This is a genomic window from Succinimonas amylolytica DSM 2873 (assembly GCF_000378405.1).
GTDB lineage: Bacteria > Pseudomonadota > Gammaproteobacteria > Enterobacterales > Succinivibrionaceae > Succinimonas > Succinimonas amylolytica.
The window spans coordinates 22,859-49,743 of sequence record NZ_KB899641.1 but is presented as its reverse complement, the minus strand read 5'-3'; the positions used below and the strand labels follow the sequence as shown (position 1 = coordinate 49,743).

General features: G+C 51.0%; 21 protein-coding genes and 1 CRISPR repeat array. Of the genes, 19 read left to right on the top strand and 2 right to left on the bottom strand.

Annotation, left to right across the window (positions count from 1 at the left end):
- Positions 1-20 precede the first annotated feature (20 nt).
- The 18 genes from dapB (at position 21) to F557_RS0116715 (ending at position 23,660) form a co-directional block, all read left to right on the top strand.
- Positions 21-827 (top strand): 4-hydroxy-tetrahydrodipicolinate reductase, encoded by an 807-nt coding sequence (dapB, locus tag F557_RS0116840; RefSeq protein WP_019003378.1) that lies wholly within the window; start codon positions 21-23, stop codon positions 825-827.
- A 300-nt stretch (positions 828-1,127) separates the two neighbouring features.
- The gene (locus tag F557_RS0116830; protein WP_019003376.1) at positions 1,128-2,513 is read left to right on the top strand and encodes a GGDEF domain-containing protein; all 1,386 of its coding nucleotides are present in this window, start codon (positions 1,128-1,130) and stop codon (positions 2,511-2,513) included.
- Positions 2,514-2,624: 111 nt separating this feature from the next.
- On the top strand, positions 2,625-4,040 hold the full coding sequence (locus F557_RS0116820) for an NCS2 family permease (protein ID WP_019003374.1): 1,416 nt from the start codon (positions 2,625-2,627) through the stop codon (positions 4,038-4,040).
- Between the two features lie 465 nt (positions 4,041-4,505).
- Positions 4,506-5,173: a CRISPR direct-repeat array (repeat unit 35 nt; unit sequence GTTTCCGTCCCCAAGTCGGGGAATCATAAAAAAAG).
- A gap of 807 nt (positions 5,174-5,980) precedes the next feature.
- Positions 5,981-7,105 (top strand): nuclease-related domain-containing protein, encoded by a 1,125-nt coding sequence (locus tag F557_RS0116800; RefSeq protein WP_019003371.1) that lies wholly within the window; start codon positions 5,981-5,983, stop codon positions 7,103-7,105.
- An 83-nt stretch (positions 7,106-7,188) separates the two neighbouring features.
- Positions 7,189-8,226, top strand: coding sequence for a bile acid:sodium symporter family protein (locus F557_RS0116795; protein WP_019003370.1), 1,038 nt, complete (start codon positions 7,189-7,191; stop codon positions 8,224-8,226).
- Positions 8,227-8,437: 211 nt separating this feature from the next.
- Positions 8,438-9,142 carry a pseudouridine synthase gene (locus tag F557_RS0116790; RefSeq protein WP_019003369.1) on the top strand — a complete coding sequence of 235 codons (705 nt, stop codon included), beginning with the start codon at positions 8,438-8,440 and terminating at the stop codon, positions 9,140-9,142.
- Positions 9,143-9,293: 151 nt separating this feature from the next.
- A complete protein-coding gene (gene thpR / locus F557_RS21585) occupies positions 9,294-9,806 on the top strand; it encodes an RNA 2',3'-cyclic phosphodiesterase (protein ID WP_019003367.1) in 513 nt (170 codons plus the stop codon).
- A gap of 205 nt (positions 9,807-10,011) precedes the next feature.
- The gene (locus tag F557_RS0116770) at positions 10,012-11,457 is read left to right on the top strand and encodes a PDZ domain-containing protein (protein WP_019003365.1); all 1,446 of its coding nucleotides are present in this window, start codon (positions 10,012-10,014) and stop codon (positions 11,455-11,457) included.
- Positions 11,458-11,920: 463 nt separating this feature from the next.
- A complete protein-coding gene (locus F557_RS0116765; protein WP_019003364.1) occupies positions 11,921-12,901 on the top strand; it encodes an HlyD family secretion protein in 981 nt (326 codons plus the stop codon).
- Positions 12,902-12,904: 3 nt separating this feature from the next.
- Positions 12,905-14,629 (top strand): ATP-binding cassette domain-containing protein, encoded by a 1,725-nt coding sequence (locus F557_RS0116760; RefSeq protein WP_019003363.1) that lies wholly within the window; start codon positions 12,905-12,907, stop codon positions 14,627-14,629.
- Positions 14,626-15,732: an ABC transporter permease gene (locus F557_RS0116755; RefSeq protein ID WP_019003362.1), complete on the top strand. Its 1,107-nt coding sequence runs from the start codon at positions 14,626-14,628 to the stop codon at positions 15,730-15,732. The genes F557_RS0116760 and F557_RS0116755 overlap by 4 nt, the downstream gene beginning before the upstream one ends.
- Before the next feature lie 65 nt (positions 15,733-15,797).
- Positions 15,798-16,910 carry an ABC transporter permease gene (locus F557_RS0116750; protein WP_019003361.1) on the top strand — a complete coding sequence of 371 codons (1,113 nt, stop codon included), beginning with the start codon at positions 15,798-15,800 and terminating at the stop codon, positions 16,908-16,910.
- A 250-nt stretch (positions 16,911-17,160) separates the two neighbouring features.
- Entirely contained in the window at positions 17,161-18,024 is an 864-nt protein-coding gene (locus F557_RS0116745; protein ID WP_019003360.1) for a protein kinase domain-containing protein, read from the top strand.
- Positions 18,025-18,110: 86 nt separating this feature from the next.
- Entirely contained in the window at positions 18,111-19,043 is a 933-nt protein-coding gene (locus F557_RS0116740) for a hypothetical protein (protein ID WP_019003359.1), read from the top strand.
- 365 nt (positions 19,044-19,408) lie between these two features.
- Positions 19,409-21,112, top strand: coding sequence for a putative bifunctional diguanylate cyclase/phosphodiesterase (locus F557_RS20605; RefSeq protein WP_019003358.1), 1,704 nt, complete (start codon positions 19,409-19,411; stop codon positions 21,110-21,112).
- A 122-nt stretch (positions 21,113-21,234) separates the two neighbouring features.
- Positions 21,235-21,585, top strand: coding sequence for an Hpt domain-containing protein (locus tag F557_RS20600; protein ID WP_169335227.1), 351 nt, complete (start codon positions 21,235-21,237; stop codon positions 21,583-21,585).
- A 251-nt stretch (positions 21,586-21,836) separates the two neighbouring features.
- Complete coding sequence (locus F557_RS0116725; protein ID WP_019003356.1) at positions 21,837-22,589, top strand: hypothetical protein; 753 nt, start codon at positions 21,837-21,839, stop codon at positions 22,587-22,589.
- A gap of 390 nt (positions 22,590-22,979) precedes the next feature.
- Positions 22,980-23,660, top strand: a complete 681-nt coding sequence (locus F557_RS0116715; RefSeq protein WP_019003354.1) for a hypothetical protein — start codon at positions 22,980-22,982, stop codon at positions 23,658-23,660.
- Positions 23,661-23,790: 130 nt separating this feature from the next.
- Here the strand turns inward: F557_RS0116715 and F557_RS20595 are convergent, their stop codons facing one another.
- The gene (locus F557_RS20595; RefSeq protein ID WP_019003353.1) at positions 23,791-24,114 is read right to left on the bottom strand and encodes a hypothetical protein; all 324 of its coding nucleotides are present in this window, start codon (positions 24,112-24,114) and stop codon (positions 23,791-23,793) included.
- A 475-nt stretch (positions 24,115-24,589) separates the two neighbouring features.
- Here F557_RS20595 and F557_RS0116705 point away from each other — a divergent pair, with 475 nt between their 5' ends.
- On the top strand, positions 24,590-25,042 hold the full coding sequence (locus F557_RS0116705) for a hypothetical protein (protein WP_019003352.1): 453 nt from the start codon (positions 24,590-24,592) through the stop codon (positions 25,040-25,042).
- Positions 25,043-25,368: 326 nt separating this feature from the next.
- On the opposite strand, the gene F557_RS0116690 is transcribed toward F557_RS0116705, so the two are convergent.
- Positions 25,369-26,538: a hypothetical protein gene (locus F557_RS0116690; protein ID WP_019003349.1), complete on the bottom strand. Its 1,170-nt coding sequence runs from the start codon at positions 26,536-26,538 to the stop codon at positions 25,369-25,371.
- Between the last annotated feature and the right edge of the window lie 347 nt (positions 26,539-26,885).

Here is a 26,885-nt window from a genome sequence, read left to right as displayed (position 1 = left end):
TAGTAAGGATACTGAAAATCATGGCTCTTAAAATTGCTGTTGCCGGTGTTAACGGACGTATGGGCCGCTGCCTTGTTCAGTCTGTCAGCGCCCCTAATTCCGGCTGTGTTCTGGCTCAGGCTACCGAAGCCCCCGGCTCCTCCATTATCGGGGCTGATGCCGGTGAAATTGCCGGAGTCGGCAGGAACGGCGTTATTGTTACCGATTCCCTTTCCGAAACCGCCGATTTTGACGTGCTTATTGAATTCACCCGTCCCGCTCCTTCCCTTGCAGATCTTGCTTTCTGCAGCAAGCATGGCAAGGCTGTGATTCTTGGCACTACCGGGTTTTCCGATGCGGAAAAGGAGGTAATCGCGGAAACCGCCCGGAGTATTCCGGTGGTCTTCGCCTCCAATTTCAGCGTCGGCGTCAACCTGGTGTTCCGGCTTCTGGACACCGCCACCAGAGTAATGGGCAGCACTGCTGACATAGAAATCATCGAAGCCCATCACCGTCATAAGGTGGATGCTCCTTCGGGAACCGCACTCAGCATGGGCGAAGCAGTGGCTGCAGCACTGGGCAAGAATCTGAAGGATATCTCGGTACGGGGACGCGACGGCATTACCGGAGAACGTCCGGAGGGCGTTATCGGCTTTTCGGCTATTCGCGGCGGCGATATCGTGGGTGACCATACCGTGCTTTTTGCTCAGGACGGTGAAAGAGTGGAGATCACTCACAAGGCCTCCAGCAGAATGACCTTTGCCAACGGGGCGGTAAGAGCTGCCGTATGGGCCGCAGATAAACCTGCCGCTCTTTACGACATGCAGGACGTTCTGGGCCTCCGTTAATTCCATTTCTTAGAGAGATCCCCGTATTCCGGGGATTTTTGTTTTGTAAATGTATGTCCCGCTATGGTCCGGAACAGGAAAAGACCATAATTTTTTACCGCCGCTCCCGCCCCGGGATGCGTTTTTCAGAACCTCTTAGGTACCCCGGTCCTGACATGAAATCCGGGAAAACCTGAGGGCGCTTTCAGAATTCCTTCTAAAAAAATTGCGGTACAGGCTCTTTTATCCTGATAGTGGTATAATTTATTAACTAATAATCGTTCTAACCCCAAGTGCATGTATTAACTGATTCCAAACACTATGATCATCAAGCTTATCAAACGACGGATCCAGCAGGGAATTTCACTTAAAAAGCTCAATTTCTGGCTGATTTTGCTGGCTACAGGCGTTTCCGCCATGATGATTTACTCGACATATTCCCTTTCCGCTTCATTTGCAAATCTCTCCCGGTCGGTTAATGATCACCGTTCTCTGGAGGAGGATGCCAAAAATCTGGTGGCAGCCTCAGACTTTCTTACCGAAAACGTGCAGCGGTACGTTGTTACCGGGGATACCCGGTTTATGGATAATTATATTACCGAGGTTCTGGATACCAGACGCCGGGAAAATGCAGTGGCTCATATGTCAGAATTTCCCGAAGCAGCAAAAGCTCTCCTGAAGCTAAAAAAATCCCTTAATGCCTCCAACATGCTTATGGAGCAGGAATTCTATGCCATGCGGCTCATTCTCAGCACGAGACCCGATGCACCAGTGCCCGAGATCCTGAGAAATATTAAGCTTAAAGAAGAGGAGCTCCGTCTCTCCCTTCCTGAAAAGAAACACCTGGCCGAGATGAAGGTATTCAGTGAGGATTACTACCGGCAGAAGGAAACTATCAGACAGGGCATGTCCGAAAGCCTTTATGAAATCCATCGGATTTTTGACCGGGATGAGAGAATCTCCGCTGACAGTCACTATTCGGAAATCGCCCGGGAACGCTGGATCATCTTTATTCAGGTGTCTGTAATCTTTATCATGATATTCCTGACCTCCCATCTCGGCATAAATCCGGTACTCAGGGCTGCGGCAAAAATCCGGGCCAATAATCCGCTTCAGGAAGAGACCGGCGCCACGGAGTTCCGCTATCTGGCCCGGGCTTACAATCAGATGTATCACCAGTTCCAGAACAGTCTGGATCATCTTAACTACAAGGCCTCCCACGACGAGCTGACCGGAGCGTATAACCGCAGCGGCTATGATCTTCTGCTGTCCGCCATTGATCTCAGTTCCACCTATGTGCTTCTGGTAGACGCCGATGATTTCAAAACCATTAATGACACCTATGGCCATGATACAGGAGATCAGGTTCTTAAAAAGATTGTGAAGACTTTGTCCAAAAATTTTCGTTCTGACGATTATGTCTGCCGGATCGGCGGCGACGAATTTGTAGTCTTCATGGTACATGCCGACCTTGGAATGCAGAGTCTGGTGGAGTCAAAGGCAGCCCATATCAATCGCATGCTCGGTGATACCTCAGACGGACTTCCTGCCATATCCGTAAGTATCGGTGTTACCCACGGCTCCGCGATAGCTGATCCCAGGTTTCTGATTAAATATGCTGACAATGCTCTTTACCGTACCAAGAGAAAGGGCAAGAAGGGGCTGACTTTTTTCAGGCTTGATGACGCTGATTTCTCCGGAAAGTGATTTTATCTCAGAGTTTCCGGTCAGCTGATCTTCGTCAGCGGGAAATCATGCTGTCAGGCCCGGCAGTTTCTGGGCGCTCGGAAACCTGGAAAATAATGAAGGCGTAATCACATGCTTCTTGAGAGATTTTTTGATTTCAGAGGTAACCACACCAATTTCCGGACGGAGCTTCTTGCTGGTCTGACAACCTTTGCCTCCATGGTTTACATAATCACCGTAAATCCCGGAATACTCTCGGGATTTGTCGTTAATTCCCCGCTCTGGAACGGAATTTTTCTGGCAACCTGCCTTTCTGCCGGTCTGGGAACCCTGTTAGCCGGACTTCTTTCCAATAAACCCCTGGCACTGGCCCCCGGGATGGGCATCAATACCTATTTTGCACTGGTTACGGTATCGGTTTCCGCCATGCTGGGAATTTCCTACAGGGAGAGCTATCAGGCCTGTCTTACCATCATTATTCTGGAAGGAGTTCTGTTTCTTCTGCTGACCCTGCTGCATTTACGGGAGAAGATTGTAGATGCCATTCCTAAATGCCTGAGGATTGCCATCGCTCCCGCCATCGGTCTCTTCATCATGAAGATTGCGCTTACTTCCAATGTTTCGCTGTTCTCGGAAAAGGGCGGCCCGTTTTTTATGGGAAGCGATTTTTTTGGGGCAGTCACCGTCGGATACGCGGCTGACGGCATGGGATCAGCTTTTCCAAAAATGTATCTTTCAGCAGCTTCCATGCTGACGGGATTCTTTGCCATGGCGGCTCTCTACTGCCGGAAGGTTATCGGGGCAATCCCGCTGGGAATGGCTATAGGGGCTGCTGTTTACTGGGCAGGGGCGCTTACTATCGGAGAAACTCCGGCCGCGGTACTTGAAAATTCCTCCTGGCTCCCCCCGGTTTCCGATTTTCTGGACATCACCTTCTTCAGTTTTGATCTGGCGACATTTTTCCGGATCGGCTGGGATACCGCGCTGATTCTGATTGTTACCTTCTGTCTGGTAGACCTCTTTGACACCGTGGGTATGCTCATCAGCACCTCATCTAAGACCAATCTCCTTAATGAAAAGAGAAATATGAACCGGGCTATGCTCTCAGACGCCCTGGCCACCGTGAGCGGAGGACTGGCAGGAACCTCCACGGTTACCACCTTTGCAGAGACAAATTCCGGGATAGCTGCCGGAGGACGCACCGGATTTACTGCGGCAGTAGTGGCGGTGCTGTTTCTAATGTGTTCGTTTCTCGCACCCCTGGCTGCACTGATTCCGGCTCCGGCCACTTCTGCAGTGCTTCTTTTTGTGGGGATTCTGATGTTTGCCGAGCTTAAGAATATAGATTTCAGCGATATGGAGGAGTTTGCCCCGGCCATGGTTATGATTGCAGCCATGCCGGTTTTTGGATCAGTCGGTCATGCCATTGGACTGGGAATTATCAGTTACGCGATTATCAGGATCTGCTGCGGAAGATGGCGGGAGGTATCCTGGGTGATCTATGTGGCAAGTGTTCTCTTTATCATCAAGTTCTTTTTTACATTCTGAATTTGGGCAGCAATGCAAGAATACGGAATCCCGGAATGTGTCCTCTTTGGATATCAGGACCTTGCCCCATCCATGTTTATGACATCATGACCGCAACCTCAGGAGTTCGTAAAATGTACGGGGCTGTTGAGGGCATAACATACCAGAAGGAAGAACCTTTGAAGGAGATTTCAAAGGGCCTGGGGATTATATAAACAGGGCACTCCTGACTATCAGGACACAACCCGATCTGCCAGCGGTGACAGTCTAATTCTCTCAGTCTGTTACGTAACAGCAATTGTTCAGAAAAATGAATCCTGTCATTCAGGGCATATCAAATCTTCACGAGATGAAAGAACTCTTCAAAGTATCCCGCAGCCTTTCTTCAAAAATAACCAAAATCATTGCCAAACAGCAGAGAATTTAGCCAGCTGATTGTGGAACAGCTTGGCAAGGTACCGACAACTGGCGAGATTAGCATAGTACAAACACGTCCCCAAGTCGGGGAATCATAAAAAAAGAACTAACAGCAACTATCATGAAGTTGCAACTGGTTGGAGGTTTCCGTCCCCAAGTCGGGGAATCATAAAAAAAGTTAGGAGAGTAACCATGGAACAGTTTTATAGCAAGTTTCCGTCCCCAAGTCGGGGAATCATAAAAAAAGGTTTATAGCTGAGCGTAATTACCAGCTGGCTTGCCAGTTTCCGTCCCCAAGTCGGGGAATCATAAAAAAAGCTGATACTGACCCTGAGGACTTCAAGGAGAACCCGTTTCCGTCCCCAAGTCGGGGAATCATAAAAAAAGTTGAAAGGTAATAGCTCTGTCAAAGAGCTTGAGGTTTCCGTCCCCAAGTCGGGGAATCATAAAAAAAGTTAATGCACTGTGTACTGCACAGTGTGCTAAATACTGTTTCCGTCCCCAAGTCGGGGAATCATAAAAAAAGGCGGAACAAAGCTGATGAATGATAACTACAAATTGCCAAGTTTCCGTCCCCAAGTCGGGGAATCATAAAAAAAGTTTATACTGACCCTGAGGACTTCAAGGAGAACCCGTTTCCGTCCCCAAGTCGGGGAATCATAAAAAAAGTTGAAAGGTAATAGCTCTGTCAAAGAGCTTGAGGTTTCCGTCCCCAAGTCGGGGAATCATAAAAAAAGGGCACCTCCGCAATCCCTTATATCATAAGGGCTGATATGGGCAAGATCGGCGCAAAAAATTTTCAAGAGAACTTTTTAAAGAACCGAGACTTGTGACCATAAAGCAAGCCTTATAAATCAATGATCGGGGCAAAACCAGTCAACAAAAGTGACCTGTTCGTTTCCTGTATCATATAAAAGATTCCTGTATATATTACGCATACTCATAAAGCGAATCAAGGTGCTCCAGATTTTTTCATGACAGAGATCCCGAAACATTTTTAATGTCATCCGGAGTCATAGCTCACCGGAAACTGCTATTTATCAAAACAGGTATAAAAAGCAATGCGTATAATTTAGGCTCAAGAACTGCCTGAATAAGGGATAAGAGACAGAATATCCTGTAGTTAAATGTTACCACATCCGCCCAATCTCAATCCAGCTTAACAGGTGCGGAGAATTGCACGAAGAGAAGTAGTTCACAGTGTGTATTTGAAAAAAAGCTCCTGAAAAAATTCTGAAGCCTGCTGTCGCTGATTTTTCAAAAACACTGATACCTGCCCCGTCAGTTCCAGAAAATTAATGCCAGACAGACAAATCAATCAGTACAGTTTTCAAATGCTTCAAAGGTACCTCCCTTTTCCCGGGAGCTGCAAGTCTGTTCTAAAAATGATTCCTGTGAGATCCCAGAACCATCCCTTCCGGCACGGAAGCTGCCTCCAGGCTAATGGTATTTCCCCCCGTTTTACAACGGCGGGAATTTGATTTAAAATCAGTGCAAGATTTATCCATGGAGTCCGCTGTATCCTCAGGCGGAAATTAGCAGTTATGTTCGAGTATGTCCTTCTGGCGTTTTTTGCAGCGATTCTTGCAGCGGCTGTAATAAAGAAGTATTTCTTCAAAAACGCCAGTAAGCAGGATCGCCGGGATCCCCGGACTGGATCCTCGGACAAAACCCGGAGTTTCCGGCAGCATATTTTCCGTTTCCCGTTTTTAAAAAGAAAAAAGAGGAATCAGAAACCTGAAAGCTTTACCGTCCACAATTCCCATGCTCCCCAGATGCTCCCCGACGCCCGCAAATTTGAGGAATGGAAGATGAAGATTTCCGGAGGCGCGGATGAAAAGCTGCTCCTGGACTATATGGATTTTCTCAGAACCTATCCCGGATCCCGTGTGCGCCATAAAGGAAGAAAAAGAGTCATTTATTCCTATACCGGAAGGGAGCTGGGCACCCTCAAGGGGATATTTCTGAACATCATTGCCCCCACTCCCAGGCTTTATACCGCTTCCAAGGAGCAGTTCCGGGAATTCCTGATCGGCCTTGGAGTCTCCGGACTCTCTGAAAGACCCAATTATGAGGAGCGCAGCGGAAAACTCCGGGTAGGCAAGAATCTCTCAGAGCTTGATCGCCGCATCAAGACTGCCGGAAATATCGGCGAGAAGGCGGTGCGCGCCGTGCTGGAAAATCTTCCGCCGGAATACAAGTCCGTCAGCGGCATCTATCTGGAAATTGAAGGAACTCTCCGCCTGGAGCTTGACCATGTGGTCATAGGTCCCACCGGCATGTATATTCTGGAGACAAAGGCTTTCGGCATTACTCCCGAGGGAGTCAATAACCGTCTTGTCCTTTTCATAAACAAAAAGGGCGAATGGAGCAAAACCGAGCATGGACGTATTGTGCCGCTTCCTTCCCCGGAGGAGCAGATTATCCGGCAGCAGCAGATCATGCAGGATTTTCTGAGTCCCATTAACGTGATTCCCCGCGTGATTCTGGTGCTGGCCAACAAGAAGGCTGCTCTCGGCAGAATTGAAAAAAGACCTCCCTTTATTATTTCCAGACTGGAGGATCTTACGTCTCATATAGTAAACAGAAAAACTGACGACAAGCCTGAACTCTCTCAGGAAATGATCTCCAGCACGCTGAGCCTTCTTGATATGCACCGCCTCAACTGAGACGCTGCCGTTGTGGTAACTGTATCTTTCGGACTTTTTCAGAGGATACGGATTGTGTTTTGTTCAGACAGACAGGTTTTTCGATGTCATTATTTTCAAAAGCCAGGGCAGTTTCCGACCATGTCGGGAAGTATATGGCTCTCTATGCAGTTCTTGTTACCCTGACAGCTTTTTTTGCCCGGGGCAGCTTCACCTCCTGGATAAACAACCCCGGATTTCTCTGGGGTTCGGTCTCTGTCCCCAATCTGCTTATGGTTATCATGTGCGGCATGGGCATGACATTAAGGTTTCAGGACTTCCGGCAGGTATTTCTGAAACCCTGGGACATGCTGACCGGAGAAATTCTGCAATTCCTGGTAATGCCCCTGGCCGGATTCCTTCTGTGTCTGGCCTTCCGCCTGCCTCCGGAGCTGGCAGTGGGCGTTATTCTCACAGGTTCGTGTCCCGGAGGAACCGCCTCCAACGTAATGACCTACATGGCCCGGGGCGATGTGGCTCTTTCCGTGGGCATGACCGCAGTGTCTACTGTTCTGGCTCCGTTCCTGACACCGCTCCTCGTGATGTTTTATACCGGTCTCTACTCCGACAGTATCGGCGGAGCGGGTATCACCATTGACGGCGTGGGAATGTTTATCGGGATCCTGAAAATTGTCCTTATCCCGGTATTTCTCGGCATGCTCCTGAACCGCTTTCTCAGTGCTTTCACCGCCAGGCTGGCCGCGGTGCTCCCTCTGATATCCTGTATCGGAATCTGCTGCATTATTGGCTTTGTGATTGATTCCAGCGGTGAGATGCTCCTGACGAACGGACTTCTGATTATTCTCGTGGTGATACTCCATAACCTGACTGGCTATCTTGCCGGATTCGGAGTCTCCCGTCTTCTGCGGCTGGCTCCGGAAAGACGAAATGCTGTTTCCATAGAGGTGGGCATGCAGAACTCCGGTCTTTCCACCGCTCTGGCCGGCATGTGCTTCCCGGGAATGCTGCTTGCCCCGGTTCCCGGAGCCATTTTCAGTGCCTGGCATAACATTTCCGGTGCGGTGCTGGCCAACATCCTCGCCCGCAGAGCTTCTGAAAAGAGCTCCCGGAGCGGCCGGGATTCCGGGAAAGTCAGTAGCTAGGGAGGTCAGGGCGGCTGGCTAACAGAATCATGCAGAAAGAAGGGCGGACGCCGGGGCGAAAAGGAGCCTTAAAGCACCTCTCTGCTTCCGGAATTCCGATATAGATCCCGGGACTGCAGCCTTTCCTCTGCAGTCCCGGAAACCTTCAGTATTCCGCCAGCCCCGGACCTGAAACTTAGATCACAAGCAACGGCATAAGGAGTAATCGCACATGGAAACTGTCAGACTTGATAAATGCCTGACCATGAATTTCGGGTGTTCCCGCCGCGAGGCCGGAATTTTTATCAGAAAAGGTCGGGTTACCGTTAACGGCATTCCGGTCCGGGATGCTGCTCTCAGGGTATCTCCTGAGGACGACGTACGCTGCGACGATTCCGGACTTCAGGTGGTAACCAGGGCCTGTCCCCGCTATTTTATGCTGAACAAGCCAGCGGGGTGCGTTTCCGCTACCGATGACAGCGAATACCCCACCGTAATGTCCTGTCTCCGTGACGAGGCCGGAGGGCTGTTTCCGGTGGGAAGACTGGATCTGGATACCGAGGGGCTTATTTTTATTACGGATGACGGCGCCTGGGCTCATCGGGTAACAGCGCCTTCCAGAAAATGTCCCAAGGTATATGAGGCGGTGCTGGAGCATCCTGCAGATCCTGTCCTTAAGGAGATTTTTGCCAGAGGGGTGCTTCTCCGGGGTGAAAAAACTCCGACTCTTCCGGCTGAACTCGAAATCCTCGCTCCCGAAAAGGTGCGTCTGACCATTCATGAAGGACGCTATCATCAGGTAAAGAGAATGTTTGCCTCACAGGGAAATCACGTGATTAGCCTCAGAAGGATCGCCATCGGAGGGATTTTTCTTCCGGAGGATCTCGGTTCCGGAGAATACCGCCCCCTGACACCTCAGGAAATCGCTCTTTTCTGACAGGGGCGGGATAAGAGTCCTGTGGCGTGCCGCGTCCGGAATTCACCCCCGGAGCCGGGCATTCCGGAAAAACGGCTGGGAAGACAGCTTGAAACCCGGCACGGAAAAAGATCCCCGGGAAGACAGAAAGCATAATTGACAGAGGGCGTTCATGCGGCTTTTTATTGCGGTACAGCTTTCGCCGGAGATGCAGGCGGAGCTTTTAAGACTTCAGTGGGAATTCCGTAACCGCGGCGGCAGCGGAATTCCGACTCTTCCCGAAAATCTGCACCTCACGCTGGCCTTTATCGGAGAACTGGAGGATCCCGGCCGGGTGACTTCCGCGCTTTTCGGTCTCCGTTTTTCTTCCTTTGAGATCAGTCTTTCCGCCCCGGGATCCTTCGGAAATCTCCTCTGGGCCGGTGTAGCCCGGAATCCTGCTCTGGAAGCTCTGGTCCTCTGTATAAGAGAGCGCCTTTCAAAGCACGGCATTCCCTGCGATACCAGGCCGTTTCTGCCGCACATAACACTTATTAAAAAATCCCAGCCCCCCGAAACACTCCCCATGCCGCACCCGGTTTCCATGACAGTGTCCCGGATATCCCTCATGAGATCCGAATTCCGGAGGGACGGGGTCAGCTATGCTGAAATTGCCTGCATTGCTTCCGGCGGGGAGGCTATATGAAATTCTCGGGCTCCGGGTGGATTTTCCGGAAAGGGGCGGCAGGAAGGTTTTTCTCTCCGGAAAGGCAGCAGGCTTTTATTAATGTGAAAATTTGGGCTACACTATGACAGCACCGGTTTCGCCGTACCATTATCTGAGTCCAGCCGTTCAGCCATTAAGAACAGCCGGGCTCATTTACACTATCACACTTACGGGAGAATAAATTATGACCAGAATCCTGGCAGCCCTCCTGGCTGTACTATCCGCTTCACCCTGTCTGGCATGGACGATCCACATAAAAAACGGCAGTGTCACGTATGACGTCCGCCCCCTGGGAAATGAAATCGTATATACCGTAAAGGGCAAACAGGCGGGCACGGCGAGACCCCTGGGAAACGAGGTTGTATACCGGGATGCCGCCGGTCAGCCGGCAGGATCCGTCAGAAAGCTGGGGAACGACTGGGTTTTCAAGGATAGGAACGGTGCGGTTATCGGCACTGCAGTATTCTACGGACAGGAACTGGTGTACAAGGATGCCCGGGGCCGGCAGACCGGTTCCGCCCGGGTTCTGGGCGGAAAGACCGAATATAGGAATGAGCGTAATATGGACATCGGTTCTGCAGATACCGACTCCATGCCGCTCCGTCCTCTTCCGCTGGAAAAAATCATCGCCGAGAATACGATCCCTGTCGCCTGCCTTACCAGAGTAAGCGGCATTGCCCTGGAAATGCCGGCTGCTGCCGCCGGACTCAGAGCGGGAGACATCATTATCGGCTTTGAAGGACAGCCGGATACCGTCTTTAAGTATCAGAAGGATGACTGTTCTGCCATGCACCGCTCCGTGGTTGCCCTGGTAAATCGCGGCAATAAGGCTGACAGCGCCATGATTGTCTACCGTCCTGCCTCCGGAGAACATGGCACGCCGCAGGGGCAGATCCTGAAAACTCTCGTCATACCGCAGGGAAAGCGGGGATTTAACTACCAGACCGCCGACAGCGGACCTTCCTATACTCAGAAAGAGTCCGTTGCCTATGCTGCAGCGATAAAGAAGCTTTATGAGGCCGGTGACTTTACTGCCGCCACAGTCAGTATTCCGGGGTCTGACTCTGCGGCCAGGGACACCAGAAACGTTTCCGGAGCGCATCAGGAATTTCGCGAGGAAATCGTAAACAATGCTCCCCGCATAGGCTGGTACTGGGTTTCTGACAAGGACGGCCGGGTTCTTACCGAGGAAGCTGTAAAGGGGATGCTGGATCGGGAAAAGGCAGCCGCCGGTGCCCGCATCTTCATCAGATCCTATCCCGGAGCCAGAATCTACATGTCCACCCAGACCTCCGAGGGCTCCGGAGATCCCGCTCTCAGCAATAAGTACCGGCTTATCGGCACAGCTGACATGAACGGGGTGTTTCACTACAGCGGCAATGACTATTACACGCTGCCGGCCGGGGCCCGGGGGCTCGCCTTCAGCGCTGCCGTTTATGATGTCGACATGGCTGCCGTTATGCAGGATCCGCGGATTACCGGGCTTCCCGCCAATTCCCATCAGGCAGTGCGGGATGCCATGATTCTTCAGGTAATGAACAGCATGGCTGCGGCAAAGGGGAAGAGCCCGGAAATGAAATTCGGCTACCTCCCTCTTCAGGAAGGAAAGACCGAGTACTCTCTGAAATAGAAAGGGCAGTCCGGAGAAGCCCCCCTGATTCTCCGGATCAGCTGTGAGCCGGAATATCTGAGAAATTCCCGGCGAAGACCGGTGGTTCCGGACAGGGACGTCAGGGCTCCAGACTGGAAATTCCCTTATTGTTCCGGAGCCTCCTGAAGAATAGGCTATCCGGTCAGGGAGCCCGGCTCAAAAACCGGCTCCTCAGTATATTCCTGATTTTTTCCTTATTAAACTCCCTGCAGTCTCCGCAAATAGCGGGGTCTTCACCGAAAATTTCCAAATTTCGTTTTCAGACAGTCACAAAATGTGAACTTTCTCTCAAATTTTTGCTCTAAGTATCTGTAAAGCGTTTTCACGTGAAATATTCTTTCGCCTGTCAGCCTTTGCTTTTAAAGATTTTGTCTGTGCTGTATCCGCACTTTCCTTTACTGGCGCTGAGCCTATGGAAAGATTGCGGAATAGGAGACTTTAAATGAAAAAAATGGTATTCGCCCTTTTCCTGCTTTTATGTGCCGGCGGAGTATATTACTGGTATACCCTTAATCAGCCGGTTCAGGACAGCCGTCTGATTTTTGGAAATGCCGATATCAGGGAGGCAGATGCCGCCTTTGAAGGACAGGGAAGAATTATCAGGATTCTCCATGACGAGGGGGACCGGGTAAAGGCCGGAGAGGTACTGGCCGAGCTTGACAGCAAACAGCTGGAGCTCCAGCTGGATGCCGCCCGGATTGCACTCAGGCTTTCAGAGGAAAGACTCCGCAAGCTCCGGAACGGCAACAGAAAGGAAGACGTGGAGGCCGCGCTCCACCGTCTCCGGGAAGCCCAGGAAAGCCATCATCTTCTGGAACTTGAATATCATCGCAAGAAGGGGGTTTTTGACAAAACCGGCGGTTCCGGAATTTCAAGACAGGAGCTGGACGCGGCAGAAGGGGCTCTTAAGAGGGCCGGCGAGGCAGTGAACACTCTGAAGGCCCAGCATGACCTCATGGTTAACGGTACCCGGGAAGAGGATATCGCCATTGCCGAAATCGAAGTCGCCGCGCAGAAAAAGAATATTGAGATTCTGGAGGACCAGATTTCCAGAACCAGACTTCTGGCACCGGCAGACGGCGTTATCAGAACCCGGCTGGCAGAAATCGGGGACATGGCAGGCCCCGCCAAAACCGTGTTTACCATTCTGCTCTCTGACAGAAAATGGGTCAGAGCCTACATTGATGAACCGCGGCTTTCTAGGGTCAGAACCGGGATGCCCGTTACTGTTAGAATCGACTCTCTCAGTCAGGCTCTCGAGGGGACCGTGGGGTTCATTTCAGATGTGGCGGAATTTACCCCCAAAAACGTGGAAACCTCCGAGCTCCGTACCAGTCTGGTGTATGAAGTCTGCATTATTGTGAAGGATCCCGGGGACGATCTCCGCATGGGGGTTCCGGTTACTGTAGAGCTGGGAAATTAGCAAGTGACGGATATCGCTGTAGAGGCTTCCGGCATTACCAGAATCTTTAATGCCGAAGGAAAAACTGTTACCGCCCTCAGGAATGTCTCCTTTCAGGCGGCCACCGGACAGATAACCATGCTCCTCGGCCCAGACGGTGCGGGCAAGACTACCTTTATCCGGCTCTGTGCCGGTCTTATTTCTCCCACCTCCGGAGATCTCCGGGTGCTGGGACTGGATGCGGTTCGGAACCCGGAAAAAATTCAGGCCAGTGTCAGCTATATGCCTCAGAAATTCGGTCTCTATGAGGATCTTACCGTCCGTGAAAACATGGATCTCTATGCCGACCTCTATGGCATAGACCGCAAAGACCGGGAAGGGCGTTTTCAGGATCTTCTGGCCATGACCGACATGAGCCGCTTTACCGAAAGAAGGGCCGGAAAGCTTTCCGGAGGCATGAAGCAGAAGCTGGCGCTTTCCTGCACTCTCCTCAGCAATCCCCGGCTGCTCCTTCTGGATGAGCCCTGTGTGGGTGTAGACCCTCTTTCCCGGAGAGATCTCTGGAAAATCATCACCGCCATGGTGGCCCGCAACCGCATGACCGTAATTGTCAGTACCGCCTATCTCGACGAGACGGCATTTGCCGGACGGGTGTATCTTTTTAACGAAGGGGAGATTCTGGGGAATCTTACGCCGGAGGAGCTCCGGGAAAAGGCCCGCGGCAAAACCTTTTCCCTGGCACCCGGCAGCATTCTTCCCCGTATAGTTCAGTCCCGCCTTATTGAAAGGGCGGATCTTTCAGATGCGGTGCCGCTTTCGGGAACCATCAGCATTGTATCCCGCGAAAACGGGGTTCCCGGGGATCTTTCCCGGGCCGTGCCGCGGGAGCCGGTGGCCGAAGACGGCTTTATGTGCCTGTTCCGGGAAAAGGCCGGGACAGGTCTTTCCTTTTCTGAAAAAATTCCTGAGGACATCACCGGCTATCCTGAAAATAAGGAAAACATTATCGAGGTGCGGGCTCTCCTCAAGACTTTCGGAAGCTTTACCGCTGTGAACCACACCTCCTTTACTGTCAGAAAGGGGGAGATCTTCGGTCTTCTGGGACCTAACGGAGCCGGGAAGACCACCACCTTCAGAATGCTCTGCGGTCTTATACCGGCATCCGGCGGCGTGCTCCGGGTAGCCGGCTACGACCTCCGCACTGCCAGAGACGAGGCCCGCCGGCGTATCGGCTATGTGGCGCAGAAGTTTTCCCTGTATCAGGATCTCACTGTCCGGGAGAACCTGGAATTCTTCGGAAGAGTTTACGGCCTCCATGGAAAACGTCTCCGCCAGCAGATGGCAAAGGCTCTGGAGGAGTTTTCACTGGGGGAGGTCATCGGCAAGAGATCCGGAGAGCTTCCCGGCGGCTTCAAGCAGCGCCTTTCCATGGCAGCAGGCATCATGCATGAACCGGAGATCCTGTTTCTGGACGAACCCACCAGCGGTATTGACCCTATGGCCCGGCGGGTATTCTGGCACCGTATTACCTCTCTGGCTGCCGCTGGTACTACCATTGTCATCACCACCCACTTTCTGGAGGAGGCGGAGTACTGTAACCGTATTATGATCCAGGATGCGGGAACCATGATTGCCCTGGGGACTCCGGGAGAGGTGCGGGCTTCGGCAGGAGAAACCCCGGGGCATCCGCTGACCATGGAGCAGGTCTTCATAAACATTGTCATGGCATCCCGGGAGAAGAACAGATGAGAGGATTTCTGCGGCGCCTCAGGGCTCTTACCATAAAGGAGTTCCGGCAGCTATTCAGGGACCGGTCCAATCTCCTTCTGGGGATCGGGCTTCCCATTATTCTCATCTTCATTTTCGGGTACGGCATTACGTTTGATATCACCGGCATCAAGCTCGGTGTGGTGAATATGAACGGCTCTGAAATTTCCCGCCGGCTTGTTTCCGGAATTTCCGGCTCCCCTATTTTTCAGGTTTATCGCTATAACGGCGTTCAGGAAGCGGAACGGGATTTTTTGAACCAGAAAATTGAAGGATATCTGGTGTTCCGCAACGATTTCGACCGGGAGTACCGGAAGGGGGACGGCAAAATCCAGTTCATTATGGACGGCAAGGATCCCAACCGGGCTCAGACGGCCTACATGTATCTCACCTCAGCCCTGGGAGGAACTCTTTCAAAGGCGCCCGGAACGCCCCGGGCCGGGATTGTGGCCGAAACCCGCATGTGGTTCAATCAGCCGGCTTCCTCCACCTGGTATATTGTTCCGGGACTGGTGGTGCTGATTATGACGCTGGTGGGGACCTTTCTGACCGCCCTGGTTATGGCCCGGGAATACGAACGGGGCACTCTGGAGGCCATTTTTGTAAGTCCGGTACGGCCGGTGGAAATCATTATCGGGAAAATCATCCCCTATTTCTGCGTGGGCATTCTGGGCTTTGCTCTCTGTCTTCTGGCCGCCCGGGAGCTTTTTGATGTACCCATAAGGTGCAGCATCCTTCTCCTGTCGCTGGTTTCCATGCTGTACCTTGTAGTGGCACTGGCCATTGGGCTTCTCATATCGGCCATTACCCGAAACCAGTTTGTGGCCAGCCAGCTATCAGTGCTGGTAACCTTCCTGCCGTGTATTATGCTGTCGGGGTTCATCTTTGATCTCAGGAACACACCTGAGGTGATTTTCTACATCGGGCATATTCTGCCGTCCACCTACTATATGGAGACCCTGAAGACGCTGTTTCTGGCGGGAGACGTGCATTCTGTGGTACTTAAGAATTCCCTGATTCTGACCCTTTATGCCGTGGGATTTACCGGAATTACCATGATCATCACCAGAAAACGTCTGGACTGACACCGGAGCCAGGGCTCCGGAAAACTGAATACAGCCTTACACGGGAAACCTGAGAGGAAACAGGCATGACTGAAAGCTTTTATATGATTATGGCACTCCTGAGAAAGGAGATGCTGACCATTTTCAAGGATCCCTCATCCCGGGCGCTTCTTATTGTTCCGCCGATTATTCAGGCGTTTCTTTTCGGGTATGTGGCTACCTTTGATCTTAAGGAAGTGCACTATGCTTTCAACGACCGCTGCCACTGTGAGGCCAGCCGGGAGCTCCGGGCAGAGATTAACGGTTCGGGATTTTTTGTGGAAAGGCCTGTTTCCGGCGGAAATTCCATGGACAGCTATGTCGACGCCATGAACCGGGAAGAGATTCTGGTTATCGTTTCAGTGGACGAAAACTTCGAAAAAAAGGTAAAAAACGGGGGCGAAGCCCGGGTGCAGGTGCTCCTGGACGGCAGAAACAGTACTACTGCCGGCACTGCGGGAGGCTATCTGTCGCAGATCATTTCCCGCTATTCTGAAAAGAAGGGCCTGATGAGCGCTCCCTTCCGTCTGGAATACCGCCCCCTCTACAACCTGAATTCCATCACGCGCTGGAACATTCTGCCGGCTCTTATCGCCACCCTGAGCCTGATACAGGTAATAATGCTTTCCGCTCTCAGTGTGGCCCGGGAACGGGAGCGGGGAACCTTCGAGCAGCTCCTGGTGACACCTCTTACCCAGATGCAGATTCTGGCAGGGAAGGCCATTCCTCCCATTATCGTGGGGCTGGGGCAGTCCTCGTTTATTCTTCTGGTGGCACTGTTCTGGTTCCGGGTGCCCTTTGCGGGAAATATCCTGAGTCTCTACTTCGGACTCCTTCTCTTCACCTGCGCCTGTGTGGGCTACGGTCTTTCGATTTCAGCCTTTTCCGCCAACATGCAGCAGGCCATGCTTTATGCCTTTGTGCTCCTGGTGCCGCTGGCACTGCTTTCGGGGCTTATGACTCCGATTGCGAACATGCCGGATATCTGGCAGTACATGACCTGGCTTAATCCTCTGAGATATGCCATCGACTTTGCGAGAAGAGTATACCTGGAGGGCGCCGGCATTCCGGAGCTCTGGTACGACCTGCTGCCGCTCGGACTCATCAGTGTGATAACCCTGAGCTTTGCGGGATGGATGTTCCGGCATCATGTGGTGTAGCAGCGGGAACTCCGGATCCGCTTCCCGGGTTCCAAATTACAGCTTCTTCCAGGAATTACTGCCCGGGATATTTGGAAAATTGAATACCAGAAGACAGAATATTATCATTAAAGCACCGCAAAATCGTAAAATGAAGTTTTTGCCAGCTATCAGCAATCATCATCAGCGGGATCCGGATACTGAATGCTTAACAGAGGGGCCGCGGTGTCAGTTTCCTGTTTCGCCATGGTGACACGGAATATTGCCAGTTATGAAAATCAGCTATTATGAGACAGCGGAAGAGCTTTCTTCCTCTTATGTCCCAGAGACCTTTAACTATGGGGTGGCATTACGGGACGGGCATAAATTCTTCCTGAAGAAAATCCGCAAACTGCCGTCCCGGGATGAGGACTCTTCCTGCTCGTGTCAGGGGAACGCGGCGGGTGATATCTATCTGAACCGGAGACTCAGCTATTACAAGTCTCTGGCCCAGTGCCGGAATGGCAATATCATGATTGTCCATGATTTTTTCAAATACGGATCGTCCTATTACGCTGTCAGCGATTACATTTCCGGAAAGGCCCTGTCTTTTGACGGGATTGTTTCTCTCAAAACAGCAGAGAAGTATTTCCTGACGGCCTCAGTTCTGTACAGCTATGCCTTTCTTAATTTTAAGCATGTGGTGCATTTTAACGTTAAGACAGCAAATATTATGGCTATACCTCTGAACAGCGGCGGGGTGGCTGCCAGAATTATAAACTTTGATTACGGTTTTTCTGAAAACTCGGAACCGGAAATTATTGATGGTGACCGGGCTTATATTTCACCGGAATGCTATCTTAAAATGCAGGGGATGCCGGTTATATTATCCTGCAAAAGCGATATATTTTCCCTGGGGATAGTGCTTCATGAGATCTGGACGGGAGCAAAACCGGGTTTAACCGCAGGATCTGATAACGGTAATTGCATTTCCGCCGCCTTATGTCATGGCCAGACTCCAGTACTCAGCAAAAACCTTCCCGGAATAATGCGGGGTATCATCAGCGGCATGCTGATCCCCGCACCGGAAAAAAGAATCTCCGCCGCTGCTGCACATGCACTTCTGGTGCGGCATGCTGGCAGTATGCTAAACTAAATATAGCAATCGAGTTAATATGTGTTATTTTGAACAGAATCCGTCATCCCTGGCTATAGCCTGCTCCCGTCGCTGATACTGCCACTATGATATTTGCCAGAATTCTAACAGCTATATTTGTGCTGCTTCCCTTAAATGCCATGTCGGCGGAGACCGCTCCGGCCGGACCTCCGCATGATTCAGAATCCCGGACAGAAAACGCCCGGAACCCGGCCCGGGGCAGCTATTACCTGACGGAAACCGCTAAAAACAGGGATATTGCTCTTCAGAAGCTGCATATCAGCGCCGTACGGACAGCAGTTACGGATCTTAAAGGCGAACAGTATTTAAGAGACAATATCCCGGAAATCAGAGACCGGGTTATATTAAACGCCGCTGATTTTGTCATGGAAGAGAAGGTTTTATCCGTAATTGACAATTTAAACGGCAGGGTAAAGGTCACTGCCAGCATCACTGTTAATAAGGACCGGATCAGTGAAGCCCTTAATGCAAAAGATGCCAAACCAGTTTCTCCCGCCCCCGGAGCTTCTGCGAATTCAGAAAGTACGTATCATTCACAGACGGTTCCTGAATGGCTGACAGGCTTTGCCGGCGTTTACCTTCTCCTGGTTGCCGTTATTGTTATTATTACCCGAATAGCAGGCAGAAAGAGTTCTCCTGGAAAAGCTGCAGCGAAGGACGCTCCCGGTAAAACTGACCTGGAAGCTGATAATAAAACTGGTTCAGACCATAGTCCCCAGGACGAAACAGCCAGAAGTGACACTAATGATATCGCCCGGATTTCCGAAGCTATTAATGATATCAAGCCTACAGAGCCGGTACAGACTCAGGACGCCATGATGCCCAGTGCCATCATTTCCTATGAACTGCATTTAATAAGAAATGCTGCATCTCCCGCTAATTCCAGGCTGGATGAGATGTTTGCCGAGGCTAATGGATTATGGATCTGCAAATACTGTGAAACCTTAAATACTTTTAAGAGCTGCAGGTGTATTGCCTGCGGCAGTTTAAAAGAATGAATTTTCAATATCGCACGATTTAAATATCAGCCTTCAGAAGAGATCTGCTAACTCCCGGCCCTTCATGATTTTTAAGAACAGCGGGGCATCTTCGGGCGGCGATCTTCCGGGCCTTCTCCCCGGATGTACCGCAAATCGCCTTTCCCCTGACTATTTATCGGACATAACGCAAAATTTTCGCATGAAAACGCTCCCATATACAGCCGTAATGATAGAATGGCATTATCTGGAAGCTATCAAATAGGTTTTTACAGCCGTGATTATGCCCTTTTTTCGGAATCCCGGTTTCTTTTCAGATCTCAGAATTTCATTCGTTTATTTCCTCTTCCGAACGGGCAGACAAATCACACAAAAGGTCAGTCGTCATGAAGGATTTTCTCAGCAGAAGCAAAAACATAAGACGCAAGGTGCTGGTTGTTGATGATTCCGAGGTTAACCGCCGTCTTCTGGGCGTTATTGTATCCCGGAATTACGATGTTCTTTATGCCGCAAACGGCAGGGAAGCTCTTGATATTCTTCAGTCCCAGCCGGGAACTATTTCTCTGGTGCTTCTGGATCTGGTAATGCCGGTCATGGATGGCTATACCTTCATGGAACAGTTTCTGGGGCACGCTGTGCAGTATGGCAAGGCTCCGGTAATAGTGCTTACCGCCAACAAGGAGGCGGAGGTGGAAGCCCTGCACCGGGGGGCGGTGGATTTTATTCCCAAGCCCTACGACTTCCCGGAGGTTATTCTGGCCCGCATCGAGCGTTCCATTACTCTGGAGGAGGACAGTACCATTATCCGCAGGAATGAGCGGGATCCCCTGACAATGCTCTATTCCCGGAACTTTTTCATGGAGTATGTAAGACAGCACGATCTCTATAACAGGGATACCCCCATGGATGCGGCTGTTCTGACGCTGACCCGCTTTCATATGATTCAGGATATCTACGGCCGGGCTTTCATAAGACAGGTTCTTAAGGTAATTTCCGAGGAGATCAAGCATTTTCTTCCTCTGGAACAGGGCATGGCCTGCCGCGGCGAATTCGGAACTTTTCTGTTATATCTTCAGCACCGGGATGATTACAGCACAATATGCCGCAATATTGCCAGAAGCGTTTGCGAGCATACCGGAAACACCAGATTCAACATTCATTTCGGCGTATATGAGAACGTCAGCAAATCCATGGATCCGGAGCAGCGCTTTGAAAAGGCGGCTCTCCTGTGCAATGACCACAAGAATACCTACAAGACCGGGTGCTTCTACTACAATAACGATGCTCATGAGAAGGAAATGTTCAATGAACGGCTGATTATGATGCTGGATGATGCGCTCCGGGAAAGACAGTTCCATGTGTACTATCAGCCCAAGTACCAGATTCAGGGCGAGACTCCGGTGCTGCACAGTGCCGAGGCACTGGTGCGGTGGATGCACCCGGAACTGGGAATGATAAGTCCCGGGCTTTTTATTCCGCTGTTTGAGGAAAACGGACTGGTGCTTAAGCTGGATCGCTATGTATGGACAGAAGCCGCACGGCAGATCCGGAAATGGCACGACACTTTCAAAAAGAAAATTCCGGTTTCGGTAAATGTATCACGGGTTGACATCTATGCTCCCAGCCTGGAAAAGGAGCTTCTGGCGCTTCTTTCCGCCAACAATCTGGAATCGGGAGATCTCATTCTGGAAATTACCGAATCCGCGTACACCGCCGACTCCAATCAGATTATTGAAACCGCAAAGAGACTGCGCAGCCTGGGCTTCCGGATAGAGATGGACGATTTCGGTACCGGATATTCCTCCCTCAACATGCTGACCTCGCTTCCTATAGATGCTTTAAAGCTGGATATGTCATTTATCCGTAAAATGCTGAACAGCACCCGGGATCTTCAGCTGGTCAGACTTATCCTGGATATTGCCAAATTCCTTAATATCCCCGCCATTGCCGAAGGGGTGGAGGACGAGAAGCAGTGCCAGACTCTGCGCCAGATGGGCTGTGAGCTTATTCAGGGCTATTACTTCTCAAAGCCGGTGCCCCCGGAGGATTTTGAGAATCTCATTAAAAAGGATATCGGAATGCCGCTCTGATATTCTGACATGTCACTGTGACACCTCCGGGCAGCAGAATAGTCCCGGACAGACCTTGCGGCTTCTGCTGCATGCGGGAGCGGCAACGGCGGCAGGAGCTGATGAGGAAGGAGAATATAATTATGATTACCGTTCAAAAGCTGAATTATTTCGGAGCCGATGTCAGTTCCGGACTCCGGCGCTGTTCCGGAATGGCGGATTTTTACCTTGAGATGGTAACGAAGGTTCTGGATGACACGCCCAGATTTGATGAGCTGGAGCAGGCCGTAAAAGAGGGGCGTCTGCATGAAGCCTTTGAAATAGCCCATTCCCTGAAGGGCGTGTATGCCAATCTCTCTCTTGAGCCGGTTCTGGCGCCCATCTCCCGCATAACCGAAATGCTCCGGCGCGAGGAGCCGGGGGACTACGATACGCTCATTCAGGAAATCCGGGAAAAGCATGCCGAGCTTTGTGCTCTCGCCCGGGAAGACTGATTTTCAGGGGGCGGGGGCTTCCTTACGGGGTTCAGAACACCGCGGGCTGGCATGGTGCCTTCCCCGAAGTGCTGTCGGCTATGAAAATTCCAGAAATTTTCTGAAAATTGTTTCATGTTTTTACCAAAATCGCATATCGGTAACGTTATTGGATTCTCATTATAGATAGAATTAATCACGACACCTTTACAATCTGGTTTTTTATATAGGATTTTCCGGTTCGGATCGGAAACAGCGAAGGAGATGCGATAATGAACCCCAAACCAAAACTCTATGTTGACGGCAGAGCCAAACCTGATGCCGGTGGCGCCGGTTATGTTGTGGAAGCACATAGTCCTGAGGGAACCGTTTATATCGTGCATTATGGCAAGCTGCCCGAATATCTGGATGCCTCCAATACTCCGGAAGATGCCAGAACTCCCCGGCAGATCGAAATTCTCAAGGGTGTTTCCAATGATGAGCCTGCGGTATTTATTGAAGAAAAAGCCACCGGAAATCTTTTCGGTCCGGAGGATTACCGCATGATGGAGGGGGTGATTGTCAGAAATGTTGACGATTTTGATCCCTTTATCGAAGGCGAATCCGACTGGTTCAAGCGCCAGGACATTCACAACGTGGATCAGTATATTCAGTATATGGAGGATCATTCCGAAAACACCCAGCGCCTTTCCCTGACTGAGGCAGCTATAAATTTCATCGAGGATCAGATAAGACAGGCCTATTCACAGCAGGGCAGCTCCGAGTGGGATTTTACCTGCGATGTCTCCATGGATGACGACGCCGAAGACGGACAGAAGACCTCAGACTCCAATGAACCTGAGGATGATACTCCCAAAGAGCCGGAACCGCAGTTTGTATTCGGCTTTGATGACGATGACGAGGAAATTCAGCGGCTTCGCGCGGCTATGCGCCAGAAGAGGACGGAACGCGAAACCGTAGGAGAGGATCCGAACTTCAAGTATCACGAAAACGATCTTCCGAAGCTGCCCCCCATGGACATCTGATCTCAGAAGGAGCTCCCCGTTCCTGAGATCACATTCAGAGAAAGCCCTGTGTCCGGGGCTTTTTTTTAATGGCAGATTTCCGCCGCCCCGGGGCATATTTCAGCATCCTCCGGAATCCTGTCTCCATTCCAGCGGTATTGACAGCAGGGAGTAAAATCACCCCCGCTTTTACTCCCTGCTGTCAATACGGCATACCTGGCCGCCATTTAGAGATACACCATACTATTCCGTTTTTCATAAGGGAATCCGGGGACCCGTTTTCCGGTACCGAAATAAAAGGTTAGGCTTCTTTAAGCCGCAGCGGTACAATTATCCGGACGGAATGATAAAGCCCGGAAGTGCTCCGGAGTTCCCGGATATCTCAATTATGAAAGTTTACAGGTGATTAGCATGAAAGTATCAGACAACAGCAAAAACAGCACTACCCCGCAAAATGATACCCCGGCCGGCACTGCAGCTCCCTCCCGGGAGGAGAGTGCCGCTTCCTACTGGAAAACTCAGGCCTCGGATTTCGAATGCATCATGAAATATATGTCCTCGAAAACCACCCAGGAATCCCGGGAGTTTGCAGAGCTGTGTGACAGAGCGGCAGTATGGAACCTGCTGGAATGCGAAAAGGAGTTCTTCAAAAACCCCAGGAAGGTACGGGAATATGTAGAGGCGGAAATTCGCACCCGCAAAATTTCTGAGGAGAACGAAAGAAGTTCCCTGGCCGCCGCCGCCGAATCCTGGCAGCAGGCCCAGGCTAAGGCAGATGAGGCTTATGATCTTGAGAACGGGCTTTGCGCCGAAATCGCCGCATTTGAAGAGCTCCTTAATACTGCCAGCAGCCTTTTCGAGAAGGCTGACGGCGAGGAGATGCCGGCTCTGGCCAGCTATGAAACAGCCTGGCACACCCTTGCCGAGAGAAGAGCAGCGCAGGCAGAACAGCGGAAGATTCTGGCCTGTAAGCTTCTTGAGCTTGAAGAAAGCAGAGTCCGGGAGGCCGGGAAGGAGCTTAAGGAGGTCAGGGATAATATCAAGGAGTTAAAGAAGCTCCTTTCACGGCGTCAGGAAAACCCGGGTAGCTGACGGAAAAAGCTTCAAATACCGCCGGGGCGAACCAGACCTTGTCCCCGCTTTTTTTCACAGCCGCCGGAAATCAGGGCACTAAAAAGGGGAGCCTCAGGCTCCCCGTGTTTCCGTACGTAATTCTTTGTGATTACTTGTACTGAGACTTCCCGGCACCGTTCAGCTGAATGGTGGATACATTGCCCGGGAACTCAAAATAGTCTTCATGACCGCCTTCTGTGGATTCTACCCGGAGGTCGAACTTGTCGTACTTAACCTCAACCTGCATTTCCATGGTTTCGCCGGGATTGATTACCTGGCCTTCAATCATGTTTTCTTCCCAGTCATCAGTTTCGCTGTCACTGAGATAGACGGCATTAATAACGGAGGAGGTATTGTTAACGAGGTCAAAGTTGGCACTGGCTGAGCCTGCTGCCAAGAGAAGAACGGAACCGGCAATAAAAGCGAGCTTCATAATTAGTATCTCCAAAGTCTTGCATACTGAACGGAAGATTTCATCCGCGGTGCGGAAGGGGATCTTCCTTCTTCTCCACGCATAATCAGGGGATCGGCGATCCCGGATTGCGAAATAAACCACAGGGAGCGTGAAGGACAGGACTGATTGTCGTAAAACAGCAGACTGTTGTCAAGATTTCCAATTCTGCTGATTGAAGCTCCCGGCGTGAAGTTTTTTTAAAGCTTTTGGAAACGATCTGCAGTAAGGTCTTATGATATAAGGCCTGGCAACATGCTCGTCAAAGATTTTCCGGGATAGCCTAAAATCTCGGATGTAACAATCTGTAACGGTTTGCAACATTCTGCACAGTATTTTTTTGCACTTTTATTTTATTTCTGCCAGTTTTACGTTAAAATACGGCCACGTTGCAGGCGGAAATTCCATCCCGCCGGTGCTGTTGATTTTTACGGGCATAGATTAAGGGTAGTACCGCATGAATGACGATTTGAAGTCGGTGAACTATTTTAAGGAATTTGAAACCAAGCACAAGGAGCTTAAAGACGAGTTCAGACGGGTTTCCAATGATATTCTTTTCCTCATTTCCCGGCTGGAAAAGCTAAATTCCGAATTAAGAAGACTTCCGGAAAAGGTAGAACAGGACAATTCCGAAATATTCCAGAGCTTTAATGAGATTATTGACAAGCGGAATGAGAAGATTACTCCTATCGTAAACGATCTGGATGAGGCCGTAGAGCTCCGTCAGCTTAATGAGATTATTCAGAAGCAGGGCTGGACCATTCAGGATTTTATCAAGGAGCTGGACATTGCGCCCCGTACCTTCTACAAAAAAGTGGAAACCCACACCTTTACCATGAAGGAGATGAACATTGTCAGAAGAATTCTCTCCCTTACCGACCAGGAATTCCTGACCCTGTTCTTCAATTAGGAAATTTTCTCCGGGTGGGGCCCGGAATAACACCGGCTGCTTCCGGTTTCCTCGCCGGCGGACAGCTCCGAATTCGCCGCCTTCTGTTCCGGAAGGCGGTTTTTCATGTCTGTTGTTTCCCGTGGCTGCTCCTTCTTCCCGGCCATAATCCTGAAAACAGTCCCTGGCAGGAAACTCTCTTCCCGGATTAGCGGCCCCTGATATGTGAGACTGTTAAGGTACCGCTTCCGGTTTATCTCCCCGTTCGTCCGCAGCTTTCTGCATGAGGCCGGAGGTCATATCCGTGACAAAAAAAGCTCCGGACATGCCGGAGCCTTGCGCCCGGACTAGCGCTGGAAACGATCCCCGCGAACGAGAACCTTTCTGACCCGATGCCATTCCGGAAGATCATCCTCATAGGGGAGTCCGAAGGTGCGCACCTTTTCTGCGCCTTCCCGCACCGGAATCTCGGTGGTGTTTTCGGAGCCCTCGTCCAGATTGCCCACGGTATAGGTAACAACCTGATTTCCTTCAAAATCCCCGGAGGTAATTTCGTTAAGGTAGTCCACGGGCCGGCTGTCTCTGATGGTGGTGTATACCGTGATGAAGCACATGGTACCGCAGCCCCCGGAATTGGCCAGAACACCCGGGAAGAACCGGAAGTGTGTTTTGTAGTCGCTCCATCCCAGAAGCTGGGTTTTCTCCTTCACCGAATACATCTGCTGGTAGTCTCCGGTAAGATCCGTAAGCCAGAGTTCCGGATAGCCATCCCGGTCAATGTCATAAAAGGTGTAGTAGCTGGGAGTAAGATCCACATCGTATTCCTGGGCCTGAGGAGGCAGAAGACCGATAAAGTCCGCATCGGTTTCGATAACCGTGCTGGCATACTTGTGGTTCATGCCGTTAAAGGTACAGGTGTGGCGGAGGCTGATGCTTATTTCCGGATTGAATTCCGTAACCTCGATATTCTTTCCCTGCCGCGGCAGCTCGATTACCGGCCGGAGCGCTTTGTGGGATTCTGGAATCTGACACCCAGCGTAGCTCTTTTCGGGAACCAGGTTTCCGGTGGCAGGATTGTAGTCATAAAACATTACAATCTGAGAGGTGCCGAAATCGGAAATGTTCCGGTCAATGGTGATGCCCAGCAGGGTATGTCCGTTTTTACGGCGCCAGATGGTGGCAACTCCGACCTCGACGCTGTCGGTTTCAGGATTATGGAACTGCACCTCGGCATAGCCGTTTTTGATATCCATTACTCCCTTTTCATCCTGGATCAGCTTTCCAAACACCCCGGTGGGCCAATGCCGGTGAAAGGCGGAAAGAAGCTCATGAATAGTGGCTTTCTCCTTGGTAATGCCGGTAGCTACAGAAACATGTTCCCACTGTGCCGCCAGAGTATCCATGGCAACACTGGCCCGGGTCCCTGCCGGAGAGGCAAATGCCGTGCTTATGGCGAAAAAGGGCAGGATCAGCGCTGCCTTCGTCAGGGCGGAACTTTTAATCAGGTTCATGTTCATAGTCAATGCCTGCTAGATATTTTCAGAAACTGGCTTCCGGGAAAGGGCTCCATGAACGGGCGGATCCCGGAATAAGAAGTCTAAAATAAACAAATTTGCCGCATATTATCATAATATTTTAAAAATTTCCTCCCCGCAGTGCCGCCGGTTAAACTGCGGTACTTTTTCAGAAAACGTTTTCTTCCTGACATTGCGGGAATGGTTACGCTTTCAGAGAAAGGAAGAATTTTTTCTGGTATGGAGCGGGATTCCAGTCTGGAGTAGAATAGGGCGGCTCTGACCGGAATAATACTGCCGGCCGGGATACCTTGCCACCGCCGTTCGGTTCGCAGCCGATCCGGCACTGC

Bases quoted from the DNA above. Each gene is read 5' to 3' on its own strand.
- dapB (WP_019003378.1), top strand. From the start codon at position 21: ATGGCTCTTAAAATTGCTGTTGCCGGTGTTAACGGACGTATGGGCCGC.
- F557_RS0116830 (WP_019003376.1), top strand. From the start codon at position 1,128: ATGATCATCAAGCTTATCAAACGACGGATCCAGCAGGGAATTTCACTT.
- F557_RS0116820 (WP_019003374.1), top strand. From the start codon at position 2,625: ATGCTTCTTGAGAGATTTTTTGATTTCAGAGGTAACCACACCAATTTC.
- F557_RS0116800 (WP_019003371.1), top strand. From the start codon at position 5,981: ATGTTCGAGTATGTCCTTCTGGCGTTTTTTGCAGCGATTCTTGCAGCG.
- F557_RS0116795 (WP_019003370.1), top strand. From the start codon at position 7,189: ATGTCATTATTTTCAAAAGCCAGGGCAGTTTCCGACCATGTCGGGAAG.
- F557_RS0116790 (WP_019003369.1), top strand. From the start codon at position 8,438: ATGGAAACTGTCAGACTTGATAAATGCCTGACCATGAATTTCGGGTGT.
- thpR (WP_019003367.1), top strand. From the start codon at position 9,294: ATGCGGCTTTTTATTGCGGTACAGCTTTCGCCGGAGATGCAGGCGGAG.
- F557_RS0116770 (WP_019003365.1), top strand. From the start codon at position 10,012: ATGACCAGAATCCTGGCAGCCCTCCTGGCTGTACTATCCGCTTCACCC.
- F557_RS0116765 (WP_019003364.1), top strand. From the start codon at position 11,921: ATGAAAAAAATGGTATTCGCCCTTTTCCTGCTTTTATGTGCCGGCGGA.
- F557_RS0116755 (WP_019003362.1), top strand. From the start codon at position 14,626: ATGAGAGGATTTCTGCGGCGCCTCAGGGCTCTTACCATAAAGGAGTTC.
- F557_RS0116750 (WP_019003361.1), top strand. From the start codon at position 15,798: ATGACTGAAAGCTTTTATATGATTATGGCACTCCTGAGAAAGGAGATG.
- F557_RS0116745 (WP_019003360.1), top strand. From the start codon at position 17,161: ATGAAAATCAGCTATTATGAGACAGCGGAAGAGCTTTCTTCCTCTTAT.
- F557_RS0116740 (WP_019003359.1), top strand. From the start codon at position 18,111: ATGATATTTGCCAGAATTCTAACAGCTATATTTGTGCTGCTTCCCTTA.
- F557_RS20605 (WP_019003358.1), top strand. From the start codon at position 19,409: ATGAAGGATTTTCTCAGCAGAAGCAAAAACATAAGACGCAAGGTGCTG.
- F557_RS20600 (WP_169335227.1), top strand. From the start codon at position 21,235: ATGATTACCGTTCAAAAGCTGAATTATTTCGGAGCCGATGTCAGTTCC.
- F557_RS0116725 (WP_019003356.1), top strand. From the start codon at position 21,837: ATGAACCCCAAACCAAAACTCTATGTTGACGGCAGAGCCAAACCTGAT.
- F557_RS0116715 (WP_019003354.1), top strand. From the start codon at position 22,980: ATGAAAGTATCAGACAACAGCAAAAACAGCACTACCCCGCAAAATGAT.
- F557_RS20595 (WP_019003353.1), bottom strand. From the start codon at position 24,114: ATGAAGCTCGCTTTTATTGCCGGTTCCGTTCTTCTCTTGGCAGCAGGC.
- F557_RS0116705 (WP_019003352.1), top strand. From the start codon at position 24,590: ATGAATGACGATTTGAAGTCGGTGAACTATTTTAAGGAATTTGAAACC.
- F557_RS0116690 (WP_019003349.1), bottom strand. From the start codon at position 26,538: ATGAACATGAACCTGATTAAAAGTTCCGCCCTGACGAAGGCAGCGCTG.